The sequence below is a fragment of the Aminobacter sp. HY435 genome (assembly GCF_027568395.1).
Lineage (GTDB): Bacteria > Pseudomonadota > Alphaproteobacteria > Rhizobiales > Rhizobiaceae > Aminobacter.
In genome coordinates, this window is sequence record NZ_JANKZL010000004.1 from 402,871 (window position 1) to 423,098 (window position 20,228).

The window sequence follows — 20,228 nt, forward strand, 5'->3', positions numbered from 1 at the left end:
CGCTGACACCGCCCTCATCCAAGAATCCGATGCGAGAGCGCGGTGCCTACCCGAACGAAAACACGGCACTCGGTTTTGTCGTCGCGGCATGGCCGGTGCCGACATCGGCCACCGCATATTCGGCGACCAGCTGAAGCCGTGCATGCGGCAGATGCGCCCGTCCCGGATCTCCGACAAGCACTTCGACGCCGGCGGCGACGCAGCGGTCAAGAAAGGCGGTCACCCGCTCCGCAAGATCGGCGTCGTAAAACAGGTCGCCGACAACAACGATATCCACTTCAGGCGCGGGACCGCCGGTCAGGTCGCCGCTGACGGCGGTTACGTCGACACCGTTCAGCGTCGCGTTGAGCCCGATCGCGGCCACGCCGTTGCGGTCGACCTCGGCGGCAAGCACTGCGCTCGCACCCGCCATCGCCGCAGCGATGCCGACCAGCCCGGAACCGGCGCCGAGGTCGAGCACGCGCCGTCCCCTCACCGTGTCAGGTCTCTCCAGGAAATGCCGCGCAAGCACCAGTCCGCCGGCCCATTGATAGGCCCAATAGGGCGGCGGCGGATCGTCGCCCTCGTCATCGGGCCAAAGCCGCCACAGCCCGCTACCGGGATGAGCCGCATAGAGCCGGATTTGGGGGGCCGAGGGCACGGCCACCACGTGCAAGTTGTCGAGGATGAAATCAGCGGTTTCCGACTGTCTGTCCTGGCTGGTGCCTTGGTGATTCAATTTCCGGTCCTGAACCTCAGCAATGACGCGTCGACATCTAGTGGTGAAAATTTGACGCTTGGTAACCGCTGGGAATGGCTGGACCGACCATTCCCGTCATCGACGAACGCGCGATGTAAGGCTGGATGACCTTGGCCGTCTCCAGCCACGGAACGCCAACGGCTGAGCTTTTCTCTAGTCCTCGAAGGGCTGCCGGTCCTGCGTACACCACGTGTTCGGCGGGGGCAACTTTTGGTCGACGAGATACGCTGCGATCAGGTCATTGGCGCAGGTGCTCTGGTTGAGCAGGGACGTGTGGCCGTACCCGTTCACGCGCAACAGGACCGCCCCGGGCAACAGGTCGGCCATCGCTTCGGCGTTCTGCATCGGCGTCGAGGGATCGTGCGTGGTGTTCACGACGAGGGGCGCGGCGCTCAGCGGGGCATCCCACGGCCCCGGATAGGGATCGGCCGCGTCGATCGTCCAGGCCGCGCAGGAGAACTCTGCATAAGAGGTCGACAGGCCGAAGTAGCCCGACCGCAGCATGACCTCCGACGACAGCGTCGGGAAGCGCTCCAGGCTCACGGCGGGCGCATCTCCGCACATGACGGCGATCGCCCCTTCGGCCCCGTCGTACGCGGCGGGCTTGGAACCGGCCGGGTCCCCCGTTCCGGCATGGGGAGCGCCCGGCGTCGCGGCGCCCGCCTCGTGGATCGCCTGAAGCGCATGACCGACCGACGCCCAGCCGTTGGCGCCCGGAACCGCCCAGACGATGTCCATGCCATCGGAAATCTGGCCGACCAGGGTGTTGAGGGTGATCGTACGGGCGCCGGCGCCCGACTTGAGTTCGATCGGCCCCTCGCTCAGGCGGTTCAGCAGGTCGTTCCATTTCTGCCGGGTCAGGTCGTAGCTGGCGGCGGCGAACCCGCACCGGTCCGGCCCCGCCGCCGCGCAGAGCTGCAGGAAATGCTGGAACACACTCGCCAGCTCGGGCGAGCCGACCCGGTCGCCGAGCGTCCATTGCGGGTTCCGATCGCCATCCGCGGTCCACGCCAGCGGCGACAGGTTGCCGTCCAGCACCAGCGTGCGAATGGCCTCCGGAAACAGGTTGGCATAGGTGGCGCCGAGGAAGGTGCCATAGGACACGCCCCAGTAGTTGAGCGGAGCGCCCCCCGTTGCAATGCGCAGCTGTTCGAGGTCGCGGGCGGTGTCCGCGGTCGAGACGTGGGCGAGGATTTCCGACGCGTTCGCGGCGCACGCCTTGGCGAACGCCGCGTAGGCGTCGCTCCAGGCCTTCTGCTCGGCGAAAGTGGTTGGAAACGCTCCGAGGCCTCCGAGCAGGGCGGCTTCTTTGTCTGCGCTGTCGAAACACCGTCCTTGCGTTGATTCCCCGATGCCGCGCGGGTCCCAGCTGACGATGTCGAAGGACTGGCGGACCGCGACTGGGAACTGGCCGTACCACTGCGGAAACTGGACGCTGCCGGTGCCGCCGGGGCCACCGGGATTGAAGAAGAGAATGCCCTTCGCCGCGCCGCCCCGGGCCGGCATGCGTCGCAGAGCCAGTTCGATCGTCGGACCGTCGGCTTTCCTGTAGTCGAGCGGCACCGCGTAGGCGGCGCACTCGAGTCCCTCGATCATCGGATCGGGGCAGGCCGACCAGTCGATCGGTGTATCCTTGAAGTGGTAGGTGGCGTCCTGCGCGGCGGCCGGAGATGTTCCGGCGCAGAATCCGATCAGCGCGACGCCAGCGATGCGTGACGCCTTGGTCGTCTGCCTCCTCGCTCCGTCGCCGTTCGAGCCGCTCATCTTGCTGGATCGCTGATCACCCGAAGAAGTCATCTTCGCCGATTGTGCCCGCCTGGTCAACGAAGCGCATCCGGACACGCGGGTCCGGTCGACAACCAGGCTTTTCAGCTCCTTCTCGCTGCCGCGCGCACGAGGGCCGGAAGCCGATCAACGAGGGCGCAGCACGCGGCCAGCCATGCGTGGCGTCGAAAAACACAGGTCCCAACTGTCGCCCTTTGCACAGCCGGCCATGACAGGATACCGATATCGCCGGTGATGGGTGGCGGAGGAACAGGCGCGACGATGTTGATGGCAGCAAGCAAAAGGCACGGCGTCACCGCGTCAGGCATGGTTATCGTCTGGCTTTTGACTGCTTTCGTCTTGGCTTGCTGGCCGGCGCAAGCGGCAGACCGCACGATCTACCTGACCTTCGACGACGGTCCGCTCAACGGCACCACGAACGTTCTTGACGTGCTTGAAGCTGAAAACGTGCCCGCCACCATGTTCATGGTCGGTCTGCACGCCAGTTCCAATCAGGAAAGCAAGGCGCTTGTCGCCCGAGCCAGGAGCATGCCGCTGGTGACGGTGGGCAACCACAGCTACAGCCACGCCTACAACAAGTACCGCAAATTCTACGCCGATACCGAAGCCGTTGTTGCCGACATGGTTCGGGCCAACGCCGTTCTGGGCCTCGAAATGCCCGCTCACGCAAGGCTTCCCGGCCGCAACGTGTTTCGGCTGCCGAATGTTTCAACCAACGACCTCTCGATCGACCGCAAGGAGATTGGCATCGAGGAGCCGGACTACGAGTTTGTCGCCGCCACCGGCTTCTGGCTTTACGGCTGGGACCACGAATGGGTCCATGACGGCACCGGCAAGCCGGTGCAGAGCGTCAAGACGATGATCAGCGAGATCGACCACCTGTTTGGCGGCAAGGTTCGATTTGTCAGGCCAAACAGGCTGATCCTGCTGATGCACGACGAAATGTTTCAGGATACGTTCAACGGGCCGGCAAATCTGACAGCGCTCATCCAGGGCCTGAAGCAGCGCGGATACAAGTTCGGGCAGATACCGGACTACGATCCGCTGAACTAGACAGAGGGCGGAAGCCGGATGAGGCTGGCATAGGCAAGGCTAGGCCTCCGCCCCTTCTGTCAGGCCCGTTCAGACCATTTTGTCTACGATCTTGCGCATATCCTGGACGTCGAAGGCCCGCAGCGTCTGCGTGGTCACATTGCCCAGTTCAGCAAGCGACAGGCTGACCGCGGTGGCAGTCAGGTCGTCTTGCGCCTCGATGACGCTGACGACGTCATGCTTGCCGAGCGTCCACAACAGGGTATGGACCTTGGCCCCGCATTTGTCGGCCATCGCTTTGAAGGCTTCCGCGCGTTTCGGTGACTCCCTCACCGATCGCACGCCTTGATCGGTGAAATTCGCCAGGAAAACATAATATGCCATTTCATCCTCCGTGGTTGAGGAGGCGTACGGGCGCGTTGGCGTTGCCGCCGTGTCTCCCGCCCGCAGTCTAACATGCCTGGCTGGTCGTGAATGTAGGCGCAAAGGCAACTCGGCATAGGTCATAGGAGCTATGACGCTGCGCCGGTCCCGTGCCGGGACGAGTTGGAATAGTGCGGGCATTTGTGCACGTCTGGGCCGCAGATCACCGAACTGTGTGCCAAGCCCCCGCCGTTGAGCGCAGCAAGCCATCGCCCTAGAGTGTGGCCAGCCGAGTCGCACTCCGACGGCGGCGCGTTCATCGACCAATCATCAGCGAGCCCGCATGCCCGTTCACGAACTTGCAGCACTTGGTGCGGCGACCTGCTGGGCCGTGACCGGCCTGATTTCGGCAGGCCCTGCCGGCCATCTCGGCGCGCTCGCCTTCAACCGCCTGCGCCAGGTCTTCGTCACCTGCCTGCTTGGCGCCTATGTGCTTGCAACCGGCACCTGGCAGCAGATCGACATCGCCAATGCGGGTCCGCTGCTGCTATCGGGCCTGATCGGCATCTTCATCGGCGACACCTTGCTGTTTGCCACCCTCAACCGCGTCGGCCCGCGCCGCTCGGGAATCCTGTTTGCGCTGAATGCCCCGATTGCCGCCCTGCTTGGCTGGCTCGCCCTGGGCGAAGACCTGTCGGCAAGTGCTGTCGCCGGCATTGCCCTGACCGTCGCCGGTGTCGTCCTTGCGATCCTGTTCGGCAAGCGCCGGTCGCAATTGCACGAATGGGAGAAGATCAAGGGCCCGCTGTGGATCGGCGTGGCGCTCGGCCTGGGCGCCGCCACCGGCCAGGCAGTCGGCTCGATCATCGCGCGGCCGGTCATGGAAACGGGCATCGATCCTTTCGTTGCCTCGATGCTGCGTGTCGGCGTGGCTGCCGCTTGCCTGACGGTCCTGATCCAGCTGCCGATTCCGGCGGTCAAGCCCAAGGGACCGCTGACGTGGAAAATCGCCGCCCTGACAGCGCTGACCGGCATCATCGCACTCGCCATCGGCATGACCCTTTTGTTGTTCGCCCTGTCCGGCGGCAAGGTCGGCATCGTCTCGACGCTCTCGGCCACCTCGCCGGTCATCATCTTGCCGATGCTTTGGGCACGGACCGGCGAACGCCCGGCCAACGGCGCCTGGGCCGGCGCGGCCCTGGTCGTTGCGGGCATGGCGTTGATCTTCCTGCGCTGACGTGGCCACGACCTGGCAAGGATGCGCTAACCCTGCCCGGTCAAGTTCAGCCAGCCATGCGGACAACCCATTGCAAGCGTGAAGCGGCAACGCGATCTTACGGACAACTGGCTGCCAACGGAGCAACAGATGAACCTGCAGATCGCATTTCTATCATTTGCCCTCGCCGCATCGGCCACACCCGCAATCGCCGAGCCCAATCCCGTGCAGCGGCATCAGCCTTCGCCCGCAACAGACACGTGCGGCGGAGATGCTGGGCAGGGCAGATGCAGACCGATCCTGGTCCAGAGCCAGGACGAGCAGTCCAACAGGCCGGTCGACTGCCATCGCGACGTTCGCACGCACCGCGTCAATGGCGTGATGCTGCGTCATCGCCATGTCGGGCCGAACTGCCAGATCCGCGAGGTCCGGCAGTCCTCCTGAAGCCCAAGCGCGCCCAGTTGCCTGTCCGGGCCACCGCCGGACAGGCCTGAGCCCGCGAGACTAGCAAGGGCCGCGGTCGACAACCCGGAAGCCGGCGGAATCCGCCTCGCAGGCATTCGGGAACGTCCGCAGCGAACCGCCGCGCTGGGCGCAAACCGGCCGGTATTCCCTGGTGCAAAACTGCGGATTGCCGCCGCCATTGCCGCCGTCCCAACCACCATTGTCGCCCCGGCATTGGCCGCCGCGAATGATGCGATATCCCGCAGCCTCTGCCATGCAGCCATTCGCGAAGGTCTGACGATCGTCGCCGCGCCGTGCGCAGACCGGGTCATATTCGCGCGTGCAGAACTGCGGCCCGGGGCCGGGACGCGGCGGGCGCGGGCCCGGGCCTTCGTCAACCACCACGGTACAGGACGCCAACACGACAGAAATCAGCGAAGCCAGCGCCGCTTTGCGGAGCAGAGATCTAGCCGGCAAGTTCATTGGAGTCTTCCCTCTTACCCCGGTATTGGGCGGAACAACGGTCCCGCCGACGATTCGATCCTCGCAATTCTCCGCGCGAAAGCAATCCCCCACCGCCTGCACTGCCATCCATTGACGACAAATGGCCAGGGCCGAAATGGCGAGTCGCCTATATTCATGCCACTTTGGCGCGTGTGACACTCGACCGCTGCGACATCTTGCAACCTACGCGCTTCCATGCAATATAGTCTTTGTTCGGGCGTTTGCTGACCCGGAGACTGGAACGTTTTGCACGACCCTTTCCCCGATACTGTGAATCTCTGACGGCCCCGTGACTCGGCGGGGGGTTTTAGCGTGCGCGAATGCATGACCGCCAAGCAAACCACCGACTTGCCGCCGACGCCAGGCGGATGGCAGGTACAGACCACTGAACGGGTGAAGGAGTTCTCCCAATGGCCCAGACCGGTACCGTAAAGTTCTTCAACGCAACCAAAGGCTTCGGCTTCATTACGCCGGATGGCGGCGCCAAGGACGTATTCGTCCATATCTCCGCTATCGAGGCTTCAGGCCTGCGCACGCTCGTTGATGGCCAGAAGGTCACCTTCGACGTCGAGCCTGATCGCATGGGCAAGGGCCCCAAGGCGGTCAACCTCCGCGCGGCTTAATCCTCGCCGGGTTGCCACATGAACAAGGGGCGCGACGGGCAACCGTCGCGCCCTTTGCTTTTGGTGATCCAGTTTATCTTAGATATTACTAATATAAAGCCAAGATTACCGCACTGGCTTGGCCAAAAGTTTCATGGCATGACTCCGAAGCGCGAGAGAATGACTGCATTTTCTCCGCACCGATGGAGGACACGCATGAAAATCCTCAAATCTCTTGGGGCGGCGTTGTTGGCCGCGGGCCTATTTGGCGGCCCTGCCTCGGCAATGCCTGCCGGCGACCTGCCGCAACTCGATGACAGCCTGGTCGTACAGGTTCGCGCCTGCCACGGTGACGTCCAGCGCCATTTCGTGCCCGAATATGGTCGCACCATGTACCATCGCCACCGCCGGCCCGACTGCCATCCGATCCCGGTCCAGCCGCCGCAGGCCAGGGACTGCCACCGCGAGGTGCGCCGCCACTACCTTCCACGTTACGGCAACGTCCCGCACCGCCATATCGGGACCAATTGTCGGGTAAAGGTCTACAACAGGTATGATCCGTACCGTCCGCGGCCAGGCGCTTGTATCCAGATCGGCCCAATCCGCTACTGCGAATACTGAGCCGTACAAATTTTTCGACATCGCTCGAAATCGAGCAACGGCGCGGCCTGCAGCGGCGGCGTTGCCTGAAAGTTTCGCTTGCCGATCCCCAAAAAATAAACGACAAATTTCCACTTCGGGCAGCTTGCCGGCCCGAAGACTTGAAATAATGGGATCAGAGGAGTTTCCCATGCCGCAGACCGGCACCGTCAAGTTCTTCAATCATGCCAAAGGCTTCGGCTTCATCACGCCGGACGATGGAGCAAAGGACGTGTTCGTTCACATCTCGGCTGTGCAGGCTTCAGGCCTTCCCGGTCTCGAGGATGGTCAGAAAGTAAGCTTCGACACCGAGCCGGATAAGCGCGGCAAGGGTCCCAAGGCCGTTAATCTGACGGTTGGCTGAACCGGGGGTGGCCGTGGCATTGCCCGGCCAGTTGACGTGAACTCGCACCGGCATTCCGGAAGGTTGCCGGGCGTGTGTGGTTGACTGCTTCAACCGTCCCAATTTCCGTTCAGCTTGCGTTCAGGCTCGCTCCTCTAGACCGATAGTCGACGCTAATTTCCGCTCCTCGATACGGGCGGACGGCGAAGGAGACAGACCATGAATCGCATCTTCAAGACTTTCGTCCTTTCGGCAGCCGTTGCCGCCACCACTCTGACCGCGTTGCCCGCGGCGGAGGCAGGAGAGCGCTGGCGCCGTTACGACCACCATCGCCGCGACAATACCGGCGCGATCGTCGCCGCAGGCGCGCTCGGCCTGATCGCCGGTGCGGTGATTGCCGGCAGCGCCAATCGCCAGCAGCCGGTGTATGACGACTATTACGACTATGAGCCGCAGCCGCGCCGCGTCTACCGCAATGACTATTATCGTCCGGCCCCGCAGCGCCGCGTCGTTTACAACAACTATGCAATCGAGCCGTGGACGCCCGAATGGTATCAGTATTGCTCGGACCGCTACCGCAGCTTCAATGCGCGCAGCGGCACCTTCACCGGCTATGATGGCCAGCAGCATTTCTGCACCGGCAACTGACCGCAGCACCGGCCCGAATTCGACGGCATCCCCTGCCCCGCCGCCTGAACGGGCTCGAAGCAACGAAAAACGGCGCCAACCCCAGCGGTTGGCGCCGTTTTCATGACTGGCAGCCCGCGCGGCGGCGACCGGCTGCGATCAGGCAGTCAGACCAGATACGGGTTGCCGCGGCGTTCGTCGCCGAAGCGACTGCCAGCGCCATGGCCGCAGATGAAGCCGATGTCGTCGCCGAGCGGCAGAAGCTTCTCCTTGATCGACCGGATCAGCGTATCGTGGTCACCGCCATAGAGATCGGTGCGGCCGACCGAGCCGCGAAACAGCACATCGCCGACATGGGCGAATTTGGCTTCCGGATTATAGAACACGACATGCCCCGGGGCATGGCCCGGACAATGCAGCACCTGGAACACATGATTGCCGAACGACACGGTCTCGCCGTCGGCGAGGAACCGGTCGGGCGTGCAGTTGCGCACGCCGGTCATGCCGAACTTCTGGCCCTGGCCAACGAGATTGTCGAGCAATGGCTTGTCGGCCTCGTGTGGGCCGATGATGTCCACGCCGAGCGCTTCCTTGAGTTCCATCGCCCCGCCGGCATGGTCGATATGGCCATGCGTCAGCCAGATTGCCTTTGCCGTGATGCCATGCGCCTTCAGAACGCCAAGAATGGTTTCGACATCGCCGCCCGGATCGACGACGACGCCGGTCTTGTCTTCGGTATCGAAAAGGATCGTGCAGTTCTGCTGGAAGGGCGTGACCGGCACGATCCCGGCATTGAGCTGTCCCATGGCTGTCCTTTCTGTCTGTCGGCCACGACATAGGCACTGGATGCCGCAACGTCCACGCTTATTCGGCGCCCGGACAAAACGAAAAGGGCGGCCGAAGCCGCCCCAGTTGAACTGATGCGCCAGGCATCAGGCCTTTTTCATGGCTCCCATGACGGCGCCGACAATCGCGGTCAGGATTGCGCCGCCGCCGGCGCCGCCAACCACATCGCCGAGGATGCCGCTGAGGGCACCCGCCGTCGCGGGATCAGCCGCTCCACCCAACAGGCCGCCAAGTATCTGGCCGCCTGCGACGCCGCCGATACCGCCAGCCAGCAGTTTGGTCACCTGCCCCATTGCCGCTGTCTTGACCGCTGCGCCAACAGCCTGGCCACCGATTACGCCGGTCACGATTTGTATGATGATCGGAAGAAGCGATTCCATAACAGTTCCCTCCAAATTGCTGCCGGCCCTCAGTCTGCCGACGCCAACATGAGACGCCGAAATCGGCGAAAGTCAAATGAGCCCGCACACGAAAGCGAAGGGCGGCCCAAGAGCCGCCCTTCCCCAACGTCAACACTTTGAATTTGCTTATTATTCAGCAGCGATGGCGCGCTTGGGCTGAACCGCGGCGGAATAGTCGTTCATCAGCGTCTTGGCAATCTCGCCGACTTCGAATCGGTACTGGCCGATCTCAGAAACAGGCGTCACCTCGGCGGCCGTGCCGGTCAGGAAGCACTGTTCGAAGCCTTCCAGTTCCTCCGGCATGATCGCCCGCTCGACGACCTCGATACCGCGGTCCTTGGCCAGTCCGATCACCGTCCGGCGCGTGATGCCGTCGAGGAAGCAGTCGGGCGTCGGCGTATGGATCTTGCCGTCCTTGACGAAGAAGATGTTGGCGCCGGTGGCCTCGGCCACCTGGCCGCGCCAATCCAGCATCATCGCGTCGGCGTAGCCCTTGGCCTCGGCCGCGTGCTTGGACAGCGTGCAGATCATGTACAGGCCGGCCGCCTTCGAACGCGACGGAGCGGTGCGCGGGTCGGGACGGCGCCATTCGGCGATGTCGAGGCGGATGCCCTTCAGCTTCTGCGCCGGATCGAAGTAGCTCGGCCACTGCCATATCGCCACGGCGACATTGATGCGGTTCTTGTGGGCTGCGACGCCCATTTCCTCGCTGCCGCGCCAGGCGACAGGACGGACATAGGCGTCCTCGAAGCCCTGCTTCTTGAGCAATTCGCGGCAAGCGTCGTCGATCACTTCAACCGAGTAGGGAATGGTGAAGCCCAGGATGCGCGCCGATTCATGCAGACGTTCGGTGTGCTCGGTCAGCTTGAAGATTTCGCCGCCATAGGCGCGCTCGCCTTCGAACACCGCGCTTGCATAGTGCAGACCATGGGTTAGTACGTGGACCTTGGCGTCGGCCCAATTGATGAACTCGCCGTTCATCCAGATGTATCCATCGAGCTGGTCGAAAGGAACGGATGCCATGGTAAACCTTCCCGCAGGCCGGCGGCCTGCCTATCGTTTCGTATCGTTCTTCATTGGCCCACAACGGGGTCAGCTGGCTAAAGCGTAGGTGGTCGAGAATATCAAAGCAAACTCACGATGTTTCGGAAAAAACCACCGTACCTTGCCTTTTCGTTCGCAATCCGCCGAAAAGCTTGGCAAAAATTACCATCGCACCTAATTTATGTCAACAGTGCTGACATAAATTGACCCGCAGGATTTCCATGGCACAAGGCAGCGGCGCCGCCGCCCAACCGATCCGTACCGCAGTAACGGCCGACGAGGGCATCGACTTCTCGATTATCGAGTTGATGTATTTTGCTTATCGCGACTTTACCTCGGACCCCGACCAGATCCTCGCCGAGTACGGATTCGGGCGCGCCCACCACCGCGTGCTGCACTTCGTCAACCGCATGCCGGGGCTGACGGTGGCCGAATTGCTCGACGTGCTCAAGATCACCAAGCAAAGCCTGGCGCGCGTTCTCAAGCAGCTGATCGACGCCAACTACATCGTCCAGATCCAGGGGCTGCGCGACCGCCGCCAGCGCGAACTCTACCCCACCCCAAAGGGCCGGGCGCTGACGCTGGCGCTGGCGCGGCCACAGTCACGCCGCATCGATGCGGCACTGGAGGGCGCGGGAGAGACCGAACGCGCCTGGATTGAACGATTCCTCAAGGCGATGGTTAATCCTGAACTCAGGGCGCAGATAGATCATCTGCCCGGAAACACACCGGGGAAAGACCATGGAGACTAACGACAAGACGGAAAACTCGGCGGCGCTGGGCGACGATGCTCCGCACCTGCTTGTCGTCGATGACGACACCCGCATCCGCAACCTGCTCAAGCAGTATCTCAGCGAGAACGGCTTTCGCGTTACTGTCGCCGGCAATGCCGACGAAGCCCGGCGCAAGCTCAGGGGCCTCGACTTCGACCTGCTCATCCTCGACGTGATGATGCCGGGCGAAAGCGGCATCGAGCTGACCAAGTCGCTGCGCGACGAGAAGGACGTGCCGATCCTGATGCTGACCGCGCTGTCGGAAACCGACAGCCGCATCACCGGCCTTGAAGCCGGGGCCGACGATTACCTGCCGAAACCGTTCGATCCACGCGAACTGATCCTGAGGATCAACAACATACTGCGCCGCGGCGGGCCGGCGGCGACGCCCAAGGTCGAACAGTTGGTCTTTGGTCCCTATACCTTCCAGATCGCCCGACGCGAACTGAAGCGTGGCGGCGAGGCGCTGAAGCTTACCGATCGCGAACAGGAGATCCTCGCCATCTTCGCCGCGCGCGCCGGCGAGACCATCCCGCGCCATGAACTGGTGACCGGCGACGCCGAAGTCGGCGAGCGCACCATCGACGTGCAGATCAATCGCCTGCGCCGCAAGATCGAGCGCGACCCGGCGAACCCCGTCTGGCTGCAGACGGTGCGCGGTATTGGGTATCGGCTGAGTGTCGAATAGTAGCGTCCCACGGAGGGACGGTTGTTGAACCCGGCCACTCCGAGGTAACATGGCATGCCGGCGACGAGACTGCCGCATCAAGCGGGCCGGCGTGGGAGAAACGGCCATGTTACGCGCAATCACGCTTGCATTTGCCCTGTCTGTCTTTCCAGCCACCGCATTCGCCAATTCCTGCCCCAGCATCATGGCGGCGATCGACGCCGCCCTGCCCTCGTCCACGCTCGCGGAGGCGGATATGACCAAGGTCAAGGAACTGCGCGCCAAGGGTGAACAGTTGCATGCATCAGGCGACCACGCCGGATCGGAAACCGCCCTCAACGAAGCCAAGAAACTGCTCGGCATCTGATTGACTTCGGGCTTCGCAGCCCGAGTCTCCTGTCATCCTGCCCTCTCCCACAGTCGCTGCTGCGGGTTATGTGAGGTTGCGTCTCGCGCTGGGGCGGCTTGCCACGTGGCCAAACCGCTGCCGACACAGTCTCGGCACAGTTGCAGGTGATCTTGCCTGCGGGCGGCGTAATGCCTCACGACATTTGGAGTTACGTCAAAAAGCCCTATGATTTCAGCATTGGGCGAAGCGGAGTTTGACAACGTAAGCTGTTGAACTTCAAAGACAGTTTCGGAACGGTCCGGCGTGGGCTAGGATCGGAGTGGGCCTGCCGGAACCTGTCCGGCTGGCGGCGAATGGAAGGGCGGATGGCAACCACCGACATGGAACGGCCCGGCGGAGGCGGCCTTGGCACACGCACATGGCGTGCGCTGATGGCCGTGCCGCACAGCTGGAACCGCTTCTGGCGGCGCGTTGCGCTGTATATGCCGAAGCGACTTTACGCCCGGTCGCTGCTGATCATCATCACACCGATGATCCTGCTGCAGTCGGTGGTGGCCTTCGTCTTCATGGAGCGCCACTGGCAGACGGTGACCGTGCGCCTGTCACAGGCGGTGACGCGCGACATCGCCGGCATCATCGACCTGCTCGAGACGTTCCCGACGCCCGAGGACTACGCCCAGATCATCCGCATCGCGCAGGACCGCATGTCGCTGAAGATCGACCTGCTGCCAGCCGAGCCGCTGCCCCCGCCCGGCCCGAAGCCGTTCTTTTCGATTCTCGACCAGGCTCTTTCGACCGAAATCCGCAGGCAGATCAACCGGCCGTTCTGGCTCGACACGGTCGGCAATTCCAATATCGTCGAAGTCCGCGTGCAGCTCGAAGACAAGGTGCTGCGGGTCTTCGTCCGCCGCAGCCAGGCCTATGCGTCGAACACCCACATCTTCCTGTTGTGGATGGTTGGCACCTCGCTGGTCCTGCTCACCATCGCAATTCCCTTCCTGCGCAACCAGATCCGCCCGATCCTGCAGCTTGCCGAAGCCGCCGAAAGCTTCGGCAAGGGCCGCCCGATGCCGCCGAATTTCCGGCCGCGCGGCGCCGAGGAAGTCAGGCGCGCCGGCTTCGCCTTCATCCAGATGCGCGAGCGCATCGAGCGCCAGATCGACCAGCGCACGGCGATGTTGACCGGCGTCAGCCACGACCTGCGCACCATCCTGACGCGTTTCAAGCTGCAGCTGGCGCTGTCGGGCAACAAGATCGACCGCGAGGCGCTGAGCCAGGACATCGATGACATGCAGTCGATGCTCGAGGCCTATCTCGCTTTCGCGCGCGGCGAGGCGGCGGAGGATCCGGGTCGCTTCGATCTCGCCGCCTGCCTCGAGCGGCTGGGTGAGGAGGCCAAGCTCAGGAAGCGCAAGCTCAAGGTCACCCTTGTCGGCGAGCCGGAAGTCCATGTCCGGCCCAACGCCTTCACCCGGCTGCTGCAGAATGTCGTCGGCAACGCCTTCCGCTACGCCAAGGAGGTCGAGGTCAAGGCCGTACACGACCGCGGCATGCTGGTGGTCATGGTCGACGACAACGGCCCGGGCATTCCGGAAGAGAAGCGTGAGGAAGTGTTCAAGCCCTTCTTCAGGCTGGACGAGGCGCGCAACCTCGATTCCACCGGCACCGGTCTCGGACTTGCTGTTGCGCGCGATATCGCCCGCAGCCATGGCGGTGACATCAAGCTCAGTGACAGTCCGATGGGCGGCCTGCGCGCCATCATCCGGGTTCCTGCGTAAGCGTAAGTAGCGGCGGTCGAATCGTGCCGTCAGCCGGTCGCCGACCCACTGGATGCCACGGACGGGCATGATCAGCACGACCACGACCGCGATCATCACCGACGTCTCGAAGCGCTGGTAGCCATGGCGGATGGCAAGCTCGCCAGGTCCGCCCGCACCGATGGCGCCGGCCATTGCGAAGAGCGCCGCGTCATCCGCACGTCACGCAAGACTGCTCAAAGGCAGCCGCATACCAAAGGGCTGCCGCTGATTCATGGCCGGCGGCGAACGGGAAAGGCATCACGTGCGCATCCTGATGGTCACAGACGCATGGCGCCCGCAGATCAACGGCGTCGTGCACACGCTGGAACGGCTCGCCGAAACGTTGAAAGCCTATGGAGCCGAAGCCGATTTCCTCACTCCTGATATCTTCCGCACCCTGCCGATGCCGACCTATCCGGACATCCGGCTGGCGTTGACCACGCCCGGCAACGTCGCCCGCATCATCGAGCAGCGCCGGCCCGACCACATCCACTTGGCCACCGAAGGGCCGCTCGGCATGATGGCGCGGCGCTACTGCCTCGCCAACAACCGCCCGTTCACCACCAGCTACCACACCCGCTTTCCCGAATATGTCAGCGCCCGACTGCCCCTGCCGGAAAGCTGGACCTACGGCCTGCTGCGCAACTTCCACAATTCCGGCAAGGGCTGCATGGTTGCCACCCAGTCGCTGGCCGACGACCTCGCTTCGCGCGGCTTCGAAAAGCTGCGGCCATGGACGCGCGGCGTCGACATCAACCACTTCCATCCCGACAAGAAGGTCGAGCTCGACCTCCCGCGTCCGATCTTCCTGTGCGTCGGCCGCATTGCGGTGGAGAAAAACCTGCCTGCCTTCCTCGACCTCGACCTTCCAGGCAGCAAGGTGCTGGTCGGCGACGGGCCGGAGATCGAACGTCTGCGCGCCAGATACCCCAGGGCGCATTTCCTCGGCCGGCGGCCGAGCGACGAGTTGGCCCGGACCTACGCTTCAGCCGACGTCTTCGTCTTTCCGAGCCGCACCGACACCTTCGGCAACGTCATCATCGAGTCGCTGGCGAGCGGAACCCCGGTCGCGGCCTATCCGGTGACCGGCCCCGTCGATATCGTCGGCGATGGCGTCGGCGGGGTAGTCTCAGACAACTTGCAGGAAGCGGCGCTGGCGGCGCTCAAGATCGACCGCAGCGAAGCGCGCGAGCGCGCCATGCGCTACACATGGGCGGCCTGCGCCGAGATGTTTCTGGACAATGTGCGGGCGGCCTACGCGACGTGATGCCCAGCGCATCCGCGATTCAAGTCAGGCCGGCCTCACCTGAATCCTAGCGCATCGGCCCGAAAATCGGACCGATTTTCGGAAAGCACGATGCGCCAACTCAATAAGTTAGAGCGTCCTTTGTGCGTCCATCCGGACGCACGGCGCTCTAGAAAAGGTGGCCGCCGTCCGGCACCTTGCGTTCGATGGCGCCCAGCACGACATCGCCGTCGGCATCCGGAAAGCCGAGCGTCAGCACTTCCGACATGAATGGCCCGATCTGGCGCGGCGGAAAATTGACCACGGCAAAGACCTGGCGGCCGACAAGAGTTTCCGGCGTGTAGTACTTGGTGATCTGGGCCGACGACTTCTTGACGCCGATCGGCGCGCCGAAATCGATCTTCAGCTTGAACGCCGGCTTGCGCGCCTCCGGAAACGGCTCAACCTCGACAATCGTGCCGACGCGAATGTCAACCTTGTCGAAGTCGGCAAAACTGATCTCGGGCTTGCGCTCGTTCTTCGAACTCATTGAAAAACTCAGGCGTTGCCGTGGGTCTCGAACAGCACGCTGGCCAGCGCATCCTTGGCCGTGGTGCCCGACCAGACGACGAACTGGAACGCCTGGAAATAGCATTCGCAAGCTTCAAGCGCCGAAGACAGCAGCACTTCGACCTGCTGGCTGGTCGGCTCGACGCCGCCAGCGAGCAGCAGGGACTGGCGGAACATGATCGCGCCTTCGCTCTCCCACAGGTCGAAATGGCCGAACAGCATCTGCTCGTTGATCATCGACAGCAGCCGCAGCACCTCGAGAGTGCGGTTTTCCGGAACCTTGATGTCGAATGCGCAGGCCAGATGCAGGGCCTCGAAATCCTCCATCCAGGAGAACGAGACCTGATATTCGGTCCAGTTGCCGACCACGGAAATCGAAATCTCGTCGTCACCTGCCCGTTCGAACGACCAGTCGTTGTTGTGAGCCACCTGCTCGATGACATCCACGGGGTGGATTTCACGGGAGAACTCGAGTTCGAGAAGTTCCATAAATGCTTCCTGTCGTTCTGGGCGCGCCAACACGCTCCGCGCGGGGGACACACACGACGAACTTTATTCTTGAACTCGGACGACCAGCGCTGCCGGACTCAATACCCCCCAGCCGGACCGCGCCATCCGGTGCACGACCGTTTTTCGAATCGTGCAGTAAATTCAGTGTATTGATCGTGACTCTCGTGAACAGCCCAATTTTTCGCACTGCCGCATTCGGGTGTGGAAACAGGCTGCGGCGCAGGCTCATCAAGCGCCGGTAAGCGATTCACGACAAAGCACTTTTTCGTTTGGCGCTTTGTGGAAAAGTTAACGAATTATTTCTTCGCGCGGGGCTTGGGCGAAGCCGCAGGTGAGGCTGCCTCCGCACCGCCGCCACCAAGCGCTGCAAGCTGCGCTTCAAGCGCTTCGATGCGGACGGTCAGCGCCTTGTTTTCGGCACGCGCCTTGATCGCCATGTCGCGCACGGCTTCGAACTCTTCGCGCTGCACCAGTTCGAGCGAATTCATCGCCCGCTCGGCCTGCGAACGGAACGCGGTCTCGACCTCGCGCTTGACGCCCTGGGCGGCGCCGGCGGCATCGGTCATCAGCTTGGCGAACTCATCCAGGATACGGTTCGGTCCGGTCGTCATGGCAAACCCTCGCATTATCGTTTCGACGTAGTGGGGCAAGACCCGGAATGCAAGTTTATCGTAGCTTACGATCGGGACCAAACATTGCGACAAAAATGCCTTGGCGCTGGCAATGACTTCTCGGTGAGCGAGGTTTCGCCCGCCTTGACCCTGCCAAGGCGCTGCCGCATGGTCCGCGCCACCGCTTCGCCCGGAGACCGAATTGACCGAATACCTTGCCTTGCCGCTGGCTGCCCTGGCCTTTCCGAACATCGATCCGGTAATCGTCCAGATCGGGCCGCTCGCCATCCACTGGTATGGGCTCGGCTATATCGTCGGCATCCTGTTTGCGTGGTGGTATGCCAAACGCCTGGTGGCGAACCAGCGGCTCTGGCAGGGCGGCGTGGCGCCGATGAAGCCGGAAGACCTCGACGACTTCATCCTCTGGGCCGCCATCGGCGTCGTCCTTGGCGGACGCGTAGGTTACATCCTGTTCTACGACCTCGCCCGCTACATAGCCAACCCGCTCGACATCATCGCCGTCTGGCAGGGCGGCATGTCGTTCCATGGCGGCTTCCTCGGCGTGACGCTCGCCATGATCCTGTTCGCACGCAAGCGCGGCATTCCCGTCTGGTCGCTGATCGACGTCGTGGCGGCGGGCGTGCCCGTCGGCCTGGGACTGGTGCGCGTCGCGAACTTCATCAACTCGGAACTCTGGGGCCGCGTCACCGACGTGCCGTGGGCGATGGAATTCCCCACAGGCGGGCCTTTCCTGCGCCATCCGAGCCAGCTCTACGAAGCCTTCCTCGAAGGCCTCGTGCTGTTCCTTGTCTTGCGCTTCCTCACGCACTCCAGGCTGAAACTCAAGACGCCCCGCTTCGTCGCCGGCGCGTTTGTCTGCGGCTACGGCCTGTCGCGCATCTTCGTCGAATTCTTCCGCGAGCCCGACCAGCAGATCGGCTATCTCGCCGGTGGCTGGCTGACCATGGGCATGGTGCTGTCGACCCCGATGGTGCTGGTCGGCATCTGGGCGATGCTGTCTGCCAGGCCGGCGGCCCCCATCGCCAAGCCCGCATGACCAGGCTGAAGCAGCGGATAGTAAGCCTGATCGACGCCACAGGCCCGATCAGCGTGTCCGAATACATGGCAATCTGCCTGTTCGATCCCGAACACGGCTATTACACGACGCGCAATCCCTTCGGCGTGGCGGGCGATTTCACCACCGCCCCGGAGGTCAGCCAGATGTTCGGCGAACTGGTTGCAGTCTGGCTCTTGTCTGCCTGGCAGGCAGCCGGCTGCCCGGCGGCGCCCGTCCTCGCCGAGATCGGCCCAGGCCGCGGCACCCTGATGAAGGACGTCCTGCGCGTCCTCGCCAGGCTCGACCCCGCGCTTACGGCCAATGTGGCACTGATCGAGACCAGTCCTCGCCTGCGCCAGGTGCAGAAGACAACGCTCGGCCAAAGCGCTGTTGAGATCTCATGGCACGAGAGCGTCGCCACCTTGCCTCAAGCGCCCTTGTTCATCGTCGGCAATGAACTGTTCGACGCCATTCCGACGCGCCAGTTTGTCAAGGTCGGCGCCGACTGGCGCGAACGGTCCATTGGTATCAGCGACGACGGCGCCCTCGCCTTCGTTGCCGGATCGGCCGCCATCGAGTCCGCCCTGCTCCCCGCTGAGGCCGCGACAGCACCCGAAGGCGCGATCTTCGAACTGGCCCCGGCGCGCACCGCCACGATGGAGCTGGTCGCGGAACGCATCGCCGCACATGGCGGCGCCGGCCTGTTCTTCGACTACGGCCATTTGCGCCCCGGCATCGGCGACACGTTGCAGGCTCTGCGCAAGCACCAGTTCGAGGATGTGCTGGCCAGTCCCGGCGAGGCCGACCTCACCTCACATGTCGACTTTGCGGCTCTTGCAACGGCTGCAAGGGTTCACGGCCTCGAAGCGCAATTGGCGACACAGGGCGACTTCCTGCTCGCCATGGGACTGATCGAGCGGGCTGGACGACTGGGCGCCACAGCCGAGGACCAAGGGCGCGAAAAACTGCAATCCGAGGTAGAGCGCCTGGCCGGTCCCGACGCCATGGGCGACCTGTTCAAGGTGATCGCCATCGCCCGCCCTGGCACAAAACCTCCCTTTCCGGCAGTCAGTTGACAGCAAGCTTGCCCCTGCTCCACTGTCCGCCCTCGCATCTCGTGCATGGCTCTGAAAATCGGCATCGATTTTCGGGAATAGTCATGAACAGATTCAATAACTTATAGCGTCATTTGCGCATCCAACAAGACGCGCAGCCCTGTGTGAGGCGAGCCCGGCGACGCCCGGTACAGCCCTTGACGAAAAGGCCGAAGCGAATGACAAGGCGGCAATGCTGAACGACTCGACGCCGGATCCGGTCCGCTCAAACTCGCTCGCCAGCGCGGAGGCCAATGGCATCCGCCACGGTTTTTTCACCCGCATCGGCGGGGTCTCGGAAGGCATCTACAAGGGCCTCAACATTGGCGTCGGATCGGACGACGACCAGTCGCTGGTTACCGAGAACCGTCGCCGCGTTGCAAGCTGGATGGGCGTCGCGCCCGACCACCTGCTCAGCCTCTACCAGGTCCATTCGCCCGACGTGATCGTCGCCACCGGGCCGTTTTCCGGGGCGCGCCCGAAGGCCGACGCCATCGTCACCAATCGGCCGGGGCTGGCACTCGGCGCATCGTCGGCCGATTGTGGCCCGGTCCTCTTCGCCGACCCTCAGGCGCGCGTCATCGGCGCTGCCCATGCCGGCTGGAAAGGCGCGTTCACAGGCGTTCTTGAGAACACCGTGGCGGCCATGGAAGGGCTGGGGGCGCAGCGCGAGCGCATCATTGCCGTGCTCGGCCCGTCGATCAGCGCGGCGAACTATGAAGTCGGCCCCGAATTCGTCGCCCGCTTCACCGACCACGATGCCGACAACGCGCAATACTTCGCCCCCTCGCAAAACCCCGGGCATTCGATGTTCGACCTCAATCGCTACACGGTGGATCGACTTCGCCGTGCCGGCGTTGCTGCCGGCATGCTCGGCCGCTGCACCTATGCGGAGGAAGACCTGTTCTACTCCTACCGGCGCACCACGCACCGCAAGGAAGCCGACTACGGACGGCAGATATCGGCAATCGCATTGGAGGACTGACCG

25 protein-coding genes and 1 pseudogene are annotated in these 20,228 nt (G+C 63.4%); 15 read left to right on the forward strand and 11 right to left on the reverse strand.

Annotated elements, in window-relative coordinates; translation table 11 throughout:
- Nucleotides 1-46: 46 nt before the first annotated feature.
- Both PCJ21_RS06750 and PCJ21_RS06755 read right to left on the reverse strand, forming a co-directional pair.
- A complete protein-coding gene (locus tag PCJ21_RS06750; RefSeq protein ID WP_269930606.1) occupies nt 47-718 on the reverse strand; it encodes a class I SAM-dependent methyltransferase in 672 nt (223 codons plus the stop codon).
- 174 nt (nt 719-892) lie between these two features.
- A complete protein-coding gene (locus PCJ21_RS06755) occupies nt 893-2,503 on the reverse strand; it encodes an alpha/beta hydrolase (protein ID WP_269930607.1) in 1,611 nt (536 codons plus the stop codon).
- Nucleotides 2,504-2,791: 288 nt separating this feature from the next.
- Between PCJ21_RS06755 and PCJ21_RS06760 the strand changes: the two genes are divergently transcribed.
- Nucleotides 2,792-3,577, forward strand: coding sequence for a polysaccharide deacetylase family protein (locus tag PCJ21_RS06760; protein WP_269930608.1), 786 nt, complete (start codon nt 2,792-2,794; stop codon nt 3,575-3,577).
- Nucleotides 3,578-3,646: 69 nt separating this feature from the next.
- On the opposite strand, the gene PCJ21_RS06765 is transcribed toward PCJ21_RS06760, so the two are convergent.
- Complete coding sequence (locus PCJ21_RS06765) at nt 3,647-3,940, reverse strand: GYD domain-containing protein (protein ID WP_269930609.1); 294 nt, start codon at nt 3,938-3,940, stop codon at nt 3,647-3,649.
- 322 nt (nt 3,941-4,262) lie between these two features.
- Here PCJ21_RS06765 and PCJ21_RS06770 point away from each other — a divergent pair, with 322 nt between their 5' ends.
- Nucleotides 4,263-5,156: a DMT family transporter gene (locus PCJ21_RS06770; protein WP_269930610.1), complete on the forward strand. Its 894-nt coding sequence runs from the start codon at nt 4,263-4,265 to the stop codon at nt 5,154-5,156.
- Between the two features lie 129 nt (nt 5,157-5,285).
- Nucleotides 5,286-5,579 carry a hypothetical protein gene (locus tag PCJ21_RS06775; RefSeq protein ID WP_269930611.1) on the forward strand — a complete coding sequence of 98 codons (294 nt, stop codon included), beginning with the start codon at nt 5,286-5,288 and terminating at the stop codon, nt 5,577-5,579.
- Nucleotides 5,580-5,639: 60 nt separating this feature from the next.
- On the opposite strand, the gene PCJ21_RS06780 is transcribed toward PCJ21_RS06775, so the two are convergent.
- Nucleotides 5,640-6,062: a Kazal-type serine protease inhibitor domain-containing protein gene (locus PCJ21_RS06780; RefSeq protein ID WP_269930703.1), complete on the reverse strand. Its 423-nt coding sequence runs from the start codon at nt 6,060-6,062 to the stop codon at nt 5,640-5,642.
- 431 nt (nt 6,063-6,493) lie between these two features.
- Here PCJ21_RS06780 and PCJ21_RS06785 point away from each other — a divergent pair, with 431 nt between their 5' ends.
- From PCJ21_RS06785 to PCJ21_RS06800, 4 genes are all read left to right on the forward strand, one after another.
- Nucleotides 6,494-6,706 (forward strand): cold-shock protein, encoded by a 213-nt coding sequence (locus PCJ21_RS06785; RefSeq protein WP_006202520.1) that lies wholly within the window; start codon nt 6,494-6,496, stop codon nt 6,704-6,706.
- Nucleotides 6,707-6,901: 195 nt separating this feature from the next.
- Nucleotides 6,902-7,306, forward strand: coding sequence for a hypothetical protein (locus PCJ21_RS06790; RefSeq protein ID WP_269930612.1), 405 nt, complete (start codon nt 6,902-6,904; stop codon nt 7,304-7,306).
- 169 nt (nt 7,307-7,475) lie between these two features.
- Nucleotides 7,476-7,688 carry a cold-shock protein gene (locus tag PCJ21_RS06795; RefSeq protein WP_018428999.1) on the forward strand — a complete coding sequence of 71 codons (213 nt, stop codon included), beginning with the start codon at nt 7,476-7,478 and terminating at the stop codon, nt 7,686-7,688.
- A 198-nt stretch (nt 7,689-7,886) separates the two neighbouring features.
- Nucleotides 7,887-8,315 (forward strand): BA14K family protein, encoded by a 429-nt coding sequence (locus PCJ21_RS06800; protein WP_269930613.1) that lies wholly within the window; start codon nt 7,887-7,889, stop codon nt 8,313-8,315.
- Between the two features lie 146 nt (nt 8,316-8,461).
- Here PCJ21_RS06800 and PCJ21_RS06805 read toward each other — a convergent pair whose 3' ends face one another.
- The 3 genes from PCJ21_RS06805 to PCJ21_RS06815 all read right to left on the reverse strand — a co-directional run bounded on the left by PCJ21_RS06805 (nt 8,462) and on the right by PCJ21_RS06815 (nt 10,564).
- On the reverse strand, nt 8,462-9,100 hold the full coding sequence (locus PCJ21_RS06805; protein ID WP_269930614.1) for an MBL fold metallo-hydrolase: 639 nt from the start codon (nt 9,098-9,100) through the stop codon (nt 8,462-8,464).
- A gap of 126 nt (nt 9,101-9,226) precedes the next feature.
- Nucleotides 9,227-9,520 (reverse strand): hypothetical protein, encoded by a 294-nt coding sequence (locus tag PCJ21_RS06810; protein ID WP_269930615.1) that lies wholly within the window; start codon nt 9,518-9,520, stop codon nt 9,227-9,229.
- Nucleotides 9,521-9,670: 150 nt separating this feature from the next.
- Nucleotides 9,671-10,564: a branched-chain amino acid aminotransferase gene (locus PCJ21_RS06815; RefSeq protein ID WP_269930616.1), complete on the reverse strand. Its 894-nt coding sequence runs from the start codon at nt 10,562-10,564 to the stop codon at nt 9,671-9,673.
- A 242-nt stretch (nt 10,565-10,806) separates the two neighbouring features.
- On the opposite strand from PCJ21_RS06815, the gene PCJ21_RS06820 reads away from it, so the two are divergent.
- The 4 genes from PCJ21_RS06820 to PCJ21_RS06835 all read left to right on the forward strand — a co-directional run bounded on the left by PCJ21_RS06820 (nt 10,807) and on the right by PCJ21_RS06835 (nt 14,152).
- Entirely contained in the window at nt 10,807-11,337 is a 531-nt protein-coding gene (locus tag PCJ21_RS06820) for a MarR family winged helix-turn-helix transcriptional regulator (protein ID WP_269930617.1), read from the forward strand.
- On the forward strand, nt 11,327-12,046 hold the full coding sequence (locus PCJ21_RS06825; RefSeq protein ID WP_269930618.1) for a response regulator: 720 nt from the start codon (nt 11,327-11,329) through the stop codon (nt 12,044-12,046). The genes PCJ21_RS06820 and PCJ21_RS06825 overlap by 11 nt, the downstream gene beginning before the upstream one ends.
- Before the next feature lie 106 nt (nt 12,047-12,152).
- The gene (locus tag PCJ21_RS06830; RefSeq protein WP_269930619.1) at nt 12,153-12,392 is read left to right on the forward strand and encodes a hypothetical protein; all 240 of its coding nucleotides are present in this window, start codon (nt 12,153-12,155) and stop codon (nt 12,390-12,392) included.
- Nucleotides 12,393-12,739: 347 nt separating this feature from the next.
- The gene (locus tag PCJ21_RS06835) at nt 12,740-14,152 is read left to right on the forward strand and encodes an ATP-binding protein (RefSeq protein WP_269930620.1); all 1,413 of its coding nucleotides are present in this window, start codon (nt 12,740-12,742) and stop codon (nt 14,150-14,152) included.
- Here the strand turns inward: PCJ21_RS06835 and PCJ21_RS06840 are convergent.
- Nucleotides 14,153-14,329: pseudogene (locus PCJ21_RS06840) on the reverse strand (ABC transporter permease); the annotation flags it as partial.
- A 106-nt stretch (nt 14,330-14,435) separates the two neighbouring features.
- Between PCJ21_RS06840 and PCJ21_RS06845 the strand changes: the two are divergent.
- The gene (locus PCJ21_RS06845) at nt 14,436-15,440 is read left to right on the forward strand and encodes a glycosyltransferase family 4 protein (protein WP_269930621.1); all 1,005 of its coding nucleotides are present in this window, start codon (nt 14,436-14,438) and stop codon (nt 15,438-15,440) included.
- A 148-nt stretch (nt 15,441-15,588) separates the two neighbouring features.
- Here PCJ21_RS06845 and PCJ21_RS06850 read toward each other — a convergent pair whose 3' ends face one another.
- The 3 genes from PCJ21_RS06850 to PCJ21_RS06860 all read right to left on the reverse strand — a co-directional run bounded on the left by PCJ21_RS06850 (nt 15,589) and on the right by PCJ21_RS06860 (nt 17,089).
- On the reverse strand, nt 15,589-15,948 hold the full coding sequence (locus PCJ21_RS06850) for a tRNA-binding protein (RefSeq protein WP_269930622.1): 360 nt from the start codon (nt 15,946-15,948) through the stop codon (nt 15,589-15,591).
- Nucleotides 15,949-15,956: 8 nt separating this feature from the next.
- A complete protein-coding gene (locus tag PCJ21_RS06855; RefSeq protein ID WP_269930623.1) occupies nt 15,957-16,457 on the reverse strand; it encodes a YbjN domain-containing protein in 501 nt (166 codons plus the stop codon).
- Nucleotides 16,458-16,774: 317 nt separating this feature from the next.
- The gene (locus PCJ21_RS06860) at nt 16,775-17,089 is read right to left on the reverse strand and encodes an accessory factor UbiK family protein (protein WP_269930624.1); all 315 of its coding nucleotides are present in this window, start codon (nt 17,087-17,089) and stop codon (nt 16,775-16,777) included.
- Nucleotides 17,090-17,291: 202 nt separating this feature from the next.
- Here PCJ21_RS06860 and lgt point away from each other — a divergent pair, with 202 nt between their 5' ends.
- The 3 genes from lgt (at nt 17,292) to pgeF (ending at nt 20,225) form a co-directional block, all read left to right on the forward strand.
- The gene (lgt, locus tag PCJ21_RS06865; protein WP_269930625.1) at nt 17,292-18,146 is read left to right on the forward strand and encodes a prolipoprotein diacylglyceryl transferase; all 855 of its coding nucleotides are present in this window, start codon (nt 17,292-17,294) and stop codon (nt 18,144-18,146) included.
- Nucleotides 18,143-19,222 (forward strand): class I SAM-dependent methyltransferase, encoded by a 1,080-nt coding sequence (locus PCJ21_RS06870; protein WP_269930626.1) that lies wholly within the window; start codon nt 18,143-18,145, stop codon nt 19,220-19,222. Before lgt ends, PCJ21_RS06870 begins: the two co-directional genes overlap by 4 nt.
- 211 nt (nt 19,223-19,433) lie before the next feature.
- Nucleotides 19,434-20,225 carry a peptidoglycan editing factor PgeF gene (pgeF, locus tag PCJ21_RS06875; protein ID WP_269930627.1) on the forward strand — a complete coding sequence of 264 codons (792 nt, stop codon included), beginning with the start codon at nt 19,434-19,436 and terminating at the stop codon, nt 20,223-20,225.
- Nucleotides 20,226-20,228 lie beyond the last annotated feature (3 nt).

Excerpts from the sequence above, each read along its gene's own strand:
- PCJ21_RS06825 (WP_269930618.1), top strand. The coding sequence starts at position 11,327 with ATGGAGACTAACGACAAGACGGAAAACTCGGCGGCGCTGGGCGACGAT.
- PCJ21_RS06850 (WP_269930622.1), bottom strand. The coding sequence starts at position 15,948 with ATGAGTTCGAAGAACGAGCGCAAGCCCGAGATCAGTTTTGCCGACTTC.
- PCJ21_RS06805 (WP_269930614.1), bottom strand. The coding sequence starts at position 9,100 with ATGGGACAGCTCAATGCCGGGATCGTGCCGGTCACGCCCTTCCAGCAG.
- PCJ21_RS06870 (WP_269930626.1), top strand. The coding sequence starts at position 18,143 with ATGACCAGGCTGAAGCAGCGGATAGTAAGCCTGATCGACGCCACAGGC.
- PCJ21_RS06765 (WP_269930609.1), bottom strand. The coding sequence starts at position 3,940 with ATGGCATATTATGTTTTCCTGGCGAATTTCACCGATCAAGGCGTGCGA.
- PCJ21_RS06790 (WP_269930612.1), top strand. The coding sequence starts at position 6,902 with ATGAAAATCCTCAAATCTCTTGGGGCGGCGTTGTTGGCCGCGGGCCTA.
- PCJ21_RS06795 (WP_018428999.1), top strand. The coding sequence starts at position 7,476 with ATGCCGCAGACCGGCACCGTCAAGTTCTTCAATCATGCCAAAGGCTTC.
- PCJ21_RS06810 (WP_269930615.1), bottom strand. The coding sequence starts at position 9,520 with ATGGAATCGCTTCTTCCGATCATCATACAAATCGTGACCGGCGTAATC.
- PCJ21_RS06760 (WP_269930608.1), top strand. The coding sequence starts at position 2,792 with ATGGCAGCAAGCAAAAGGCACGGCGTCACCGCGTCAGGCATGGTTATC.
- PCJ21_RS06780 (WP_269930703.1), bottom strand. The coding sequence starts at position 6,062 with ATGAACTTGCCGGCTAGATCTCTGCTCCGCAAAGCGGCGCTGGCTTCG.
- PCJ21_RS06860 (WP_269930624.1), bottom strand. The coding sequence starts at position 17,089 with ATGACGACCGGACCGAACCGTATCCTGGATGAGTTCGCCAAGCTGATG.
- PCJ21_RS06800 (WP_269930613.1), top strand. The coding sequence starts at position 7,887 with ATGAATCGCATCTTCAAGACTTTCGTCCTTTCGGCAGCCGTTGCCGCC.
- pgeF (WP_269930627.1), top strand. The coding sequence starts at position 19,434 with ATGCTGAACGACTCGACGCCGGATCCGGTCCGCTCAAACTCGCTCGCC.
- PCJ21_RS06820 (WP_269930617.1), top strand. The coding sequence starts at position 10,807 with ATGGCACAAGGCAGCGGCGCCGCCGCCCAACCGATCCGTACCGCAGTA.
- PCJ21_RS06815 (WP_269930616.1), bottom strand. The coding sequence starts at position 10,564 with ATGGCATCCGTTCCTTTCGACCAGCTCGATGGATACATCTGGATGAAC.
- PCJ21_RS06770 (WP_269930610.1), top strand. The coding sequence starts at position 4,263 with ATGCCCGTTCACGAACTTGCAGCACTTGGTGCGGCGACCTGCTGGGCC.
- PCJ21_RS06755 (WP_269930607.1), bottom strand. The coding sequence starts at position 2,503 with ATGAGCGGCTCGAACGGCGACGGAGCGAGGAGGCAGACGACCAAGGCG.
- PCJ21_RS06785 (WP_006202520.1), top strand. The coding sequence starts at position 6,494 with ATGGCCCAGACCGGTACCGTAAAGTTCTTCAACGCAACCAAAGGCTTC.
- PCJ21_RS06830 (WP_269930619.1), top strand. The coding sequence starts at position 12,153 with ATGTTACGCGCAATCACGCTTGCATTTGCCCTGTCTGTCTTTCCAGCC.
- PCJ21_RS06775 (WP_269930611.1), top strand. The coding sequence starts at position 5,286 with ATGAACCTGCAGATCGCATTTCTATCATTTGCCCTCGCCGCATCGGCC.
- PCJ21_RS06855 (WP_269930623.1), bottom strand. The coding sequence starts at position 16,457 with ATGGAACTTCTCGAACTCGAGTTCTCCCGTGAAATCCACCCCGTGGAT.
- PCJ21_RS06835 (WP_269930620.1), top strand. The coding sequence starts at position 12,740 with ATGGCAACCACCGACATGGAACGGCCCGGCGGAGGCGGCCTTGGCACA.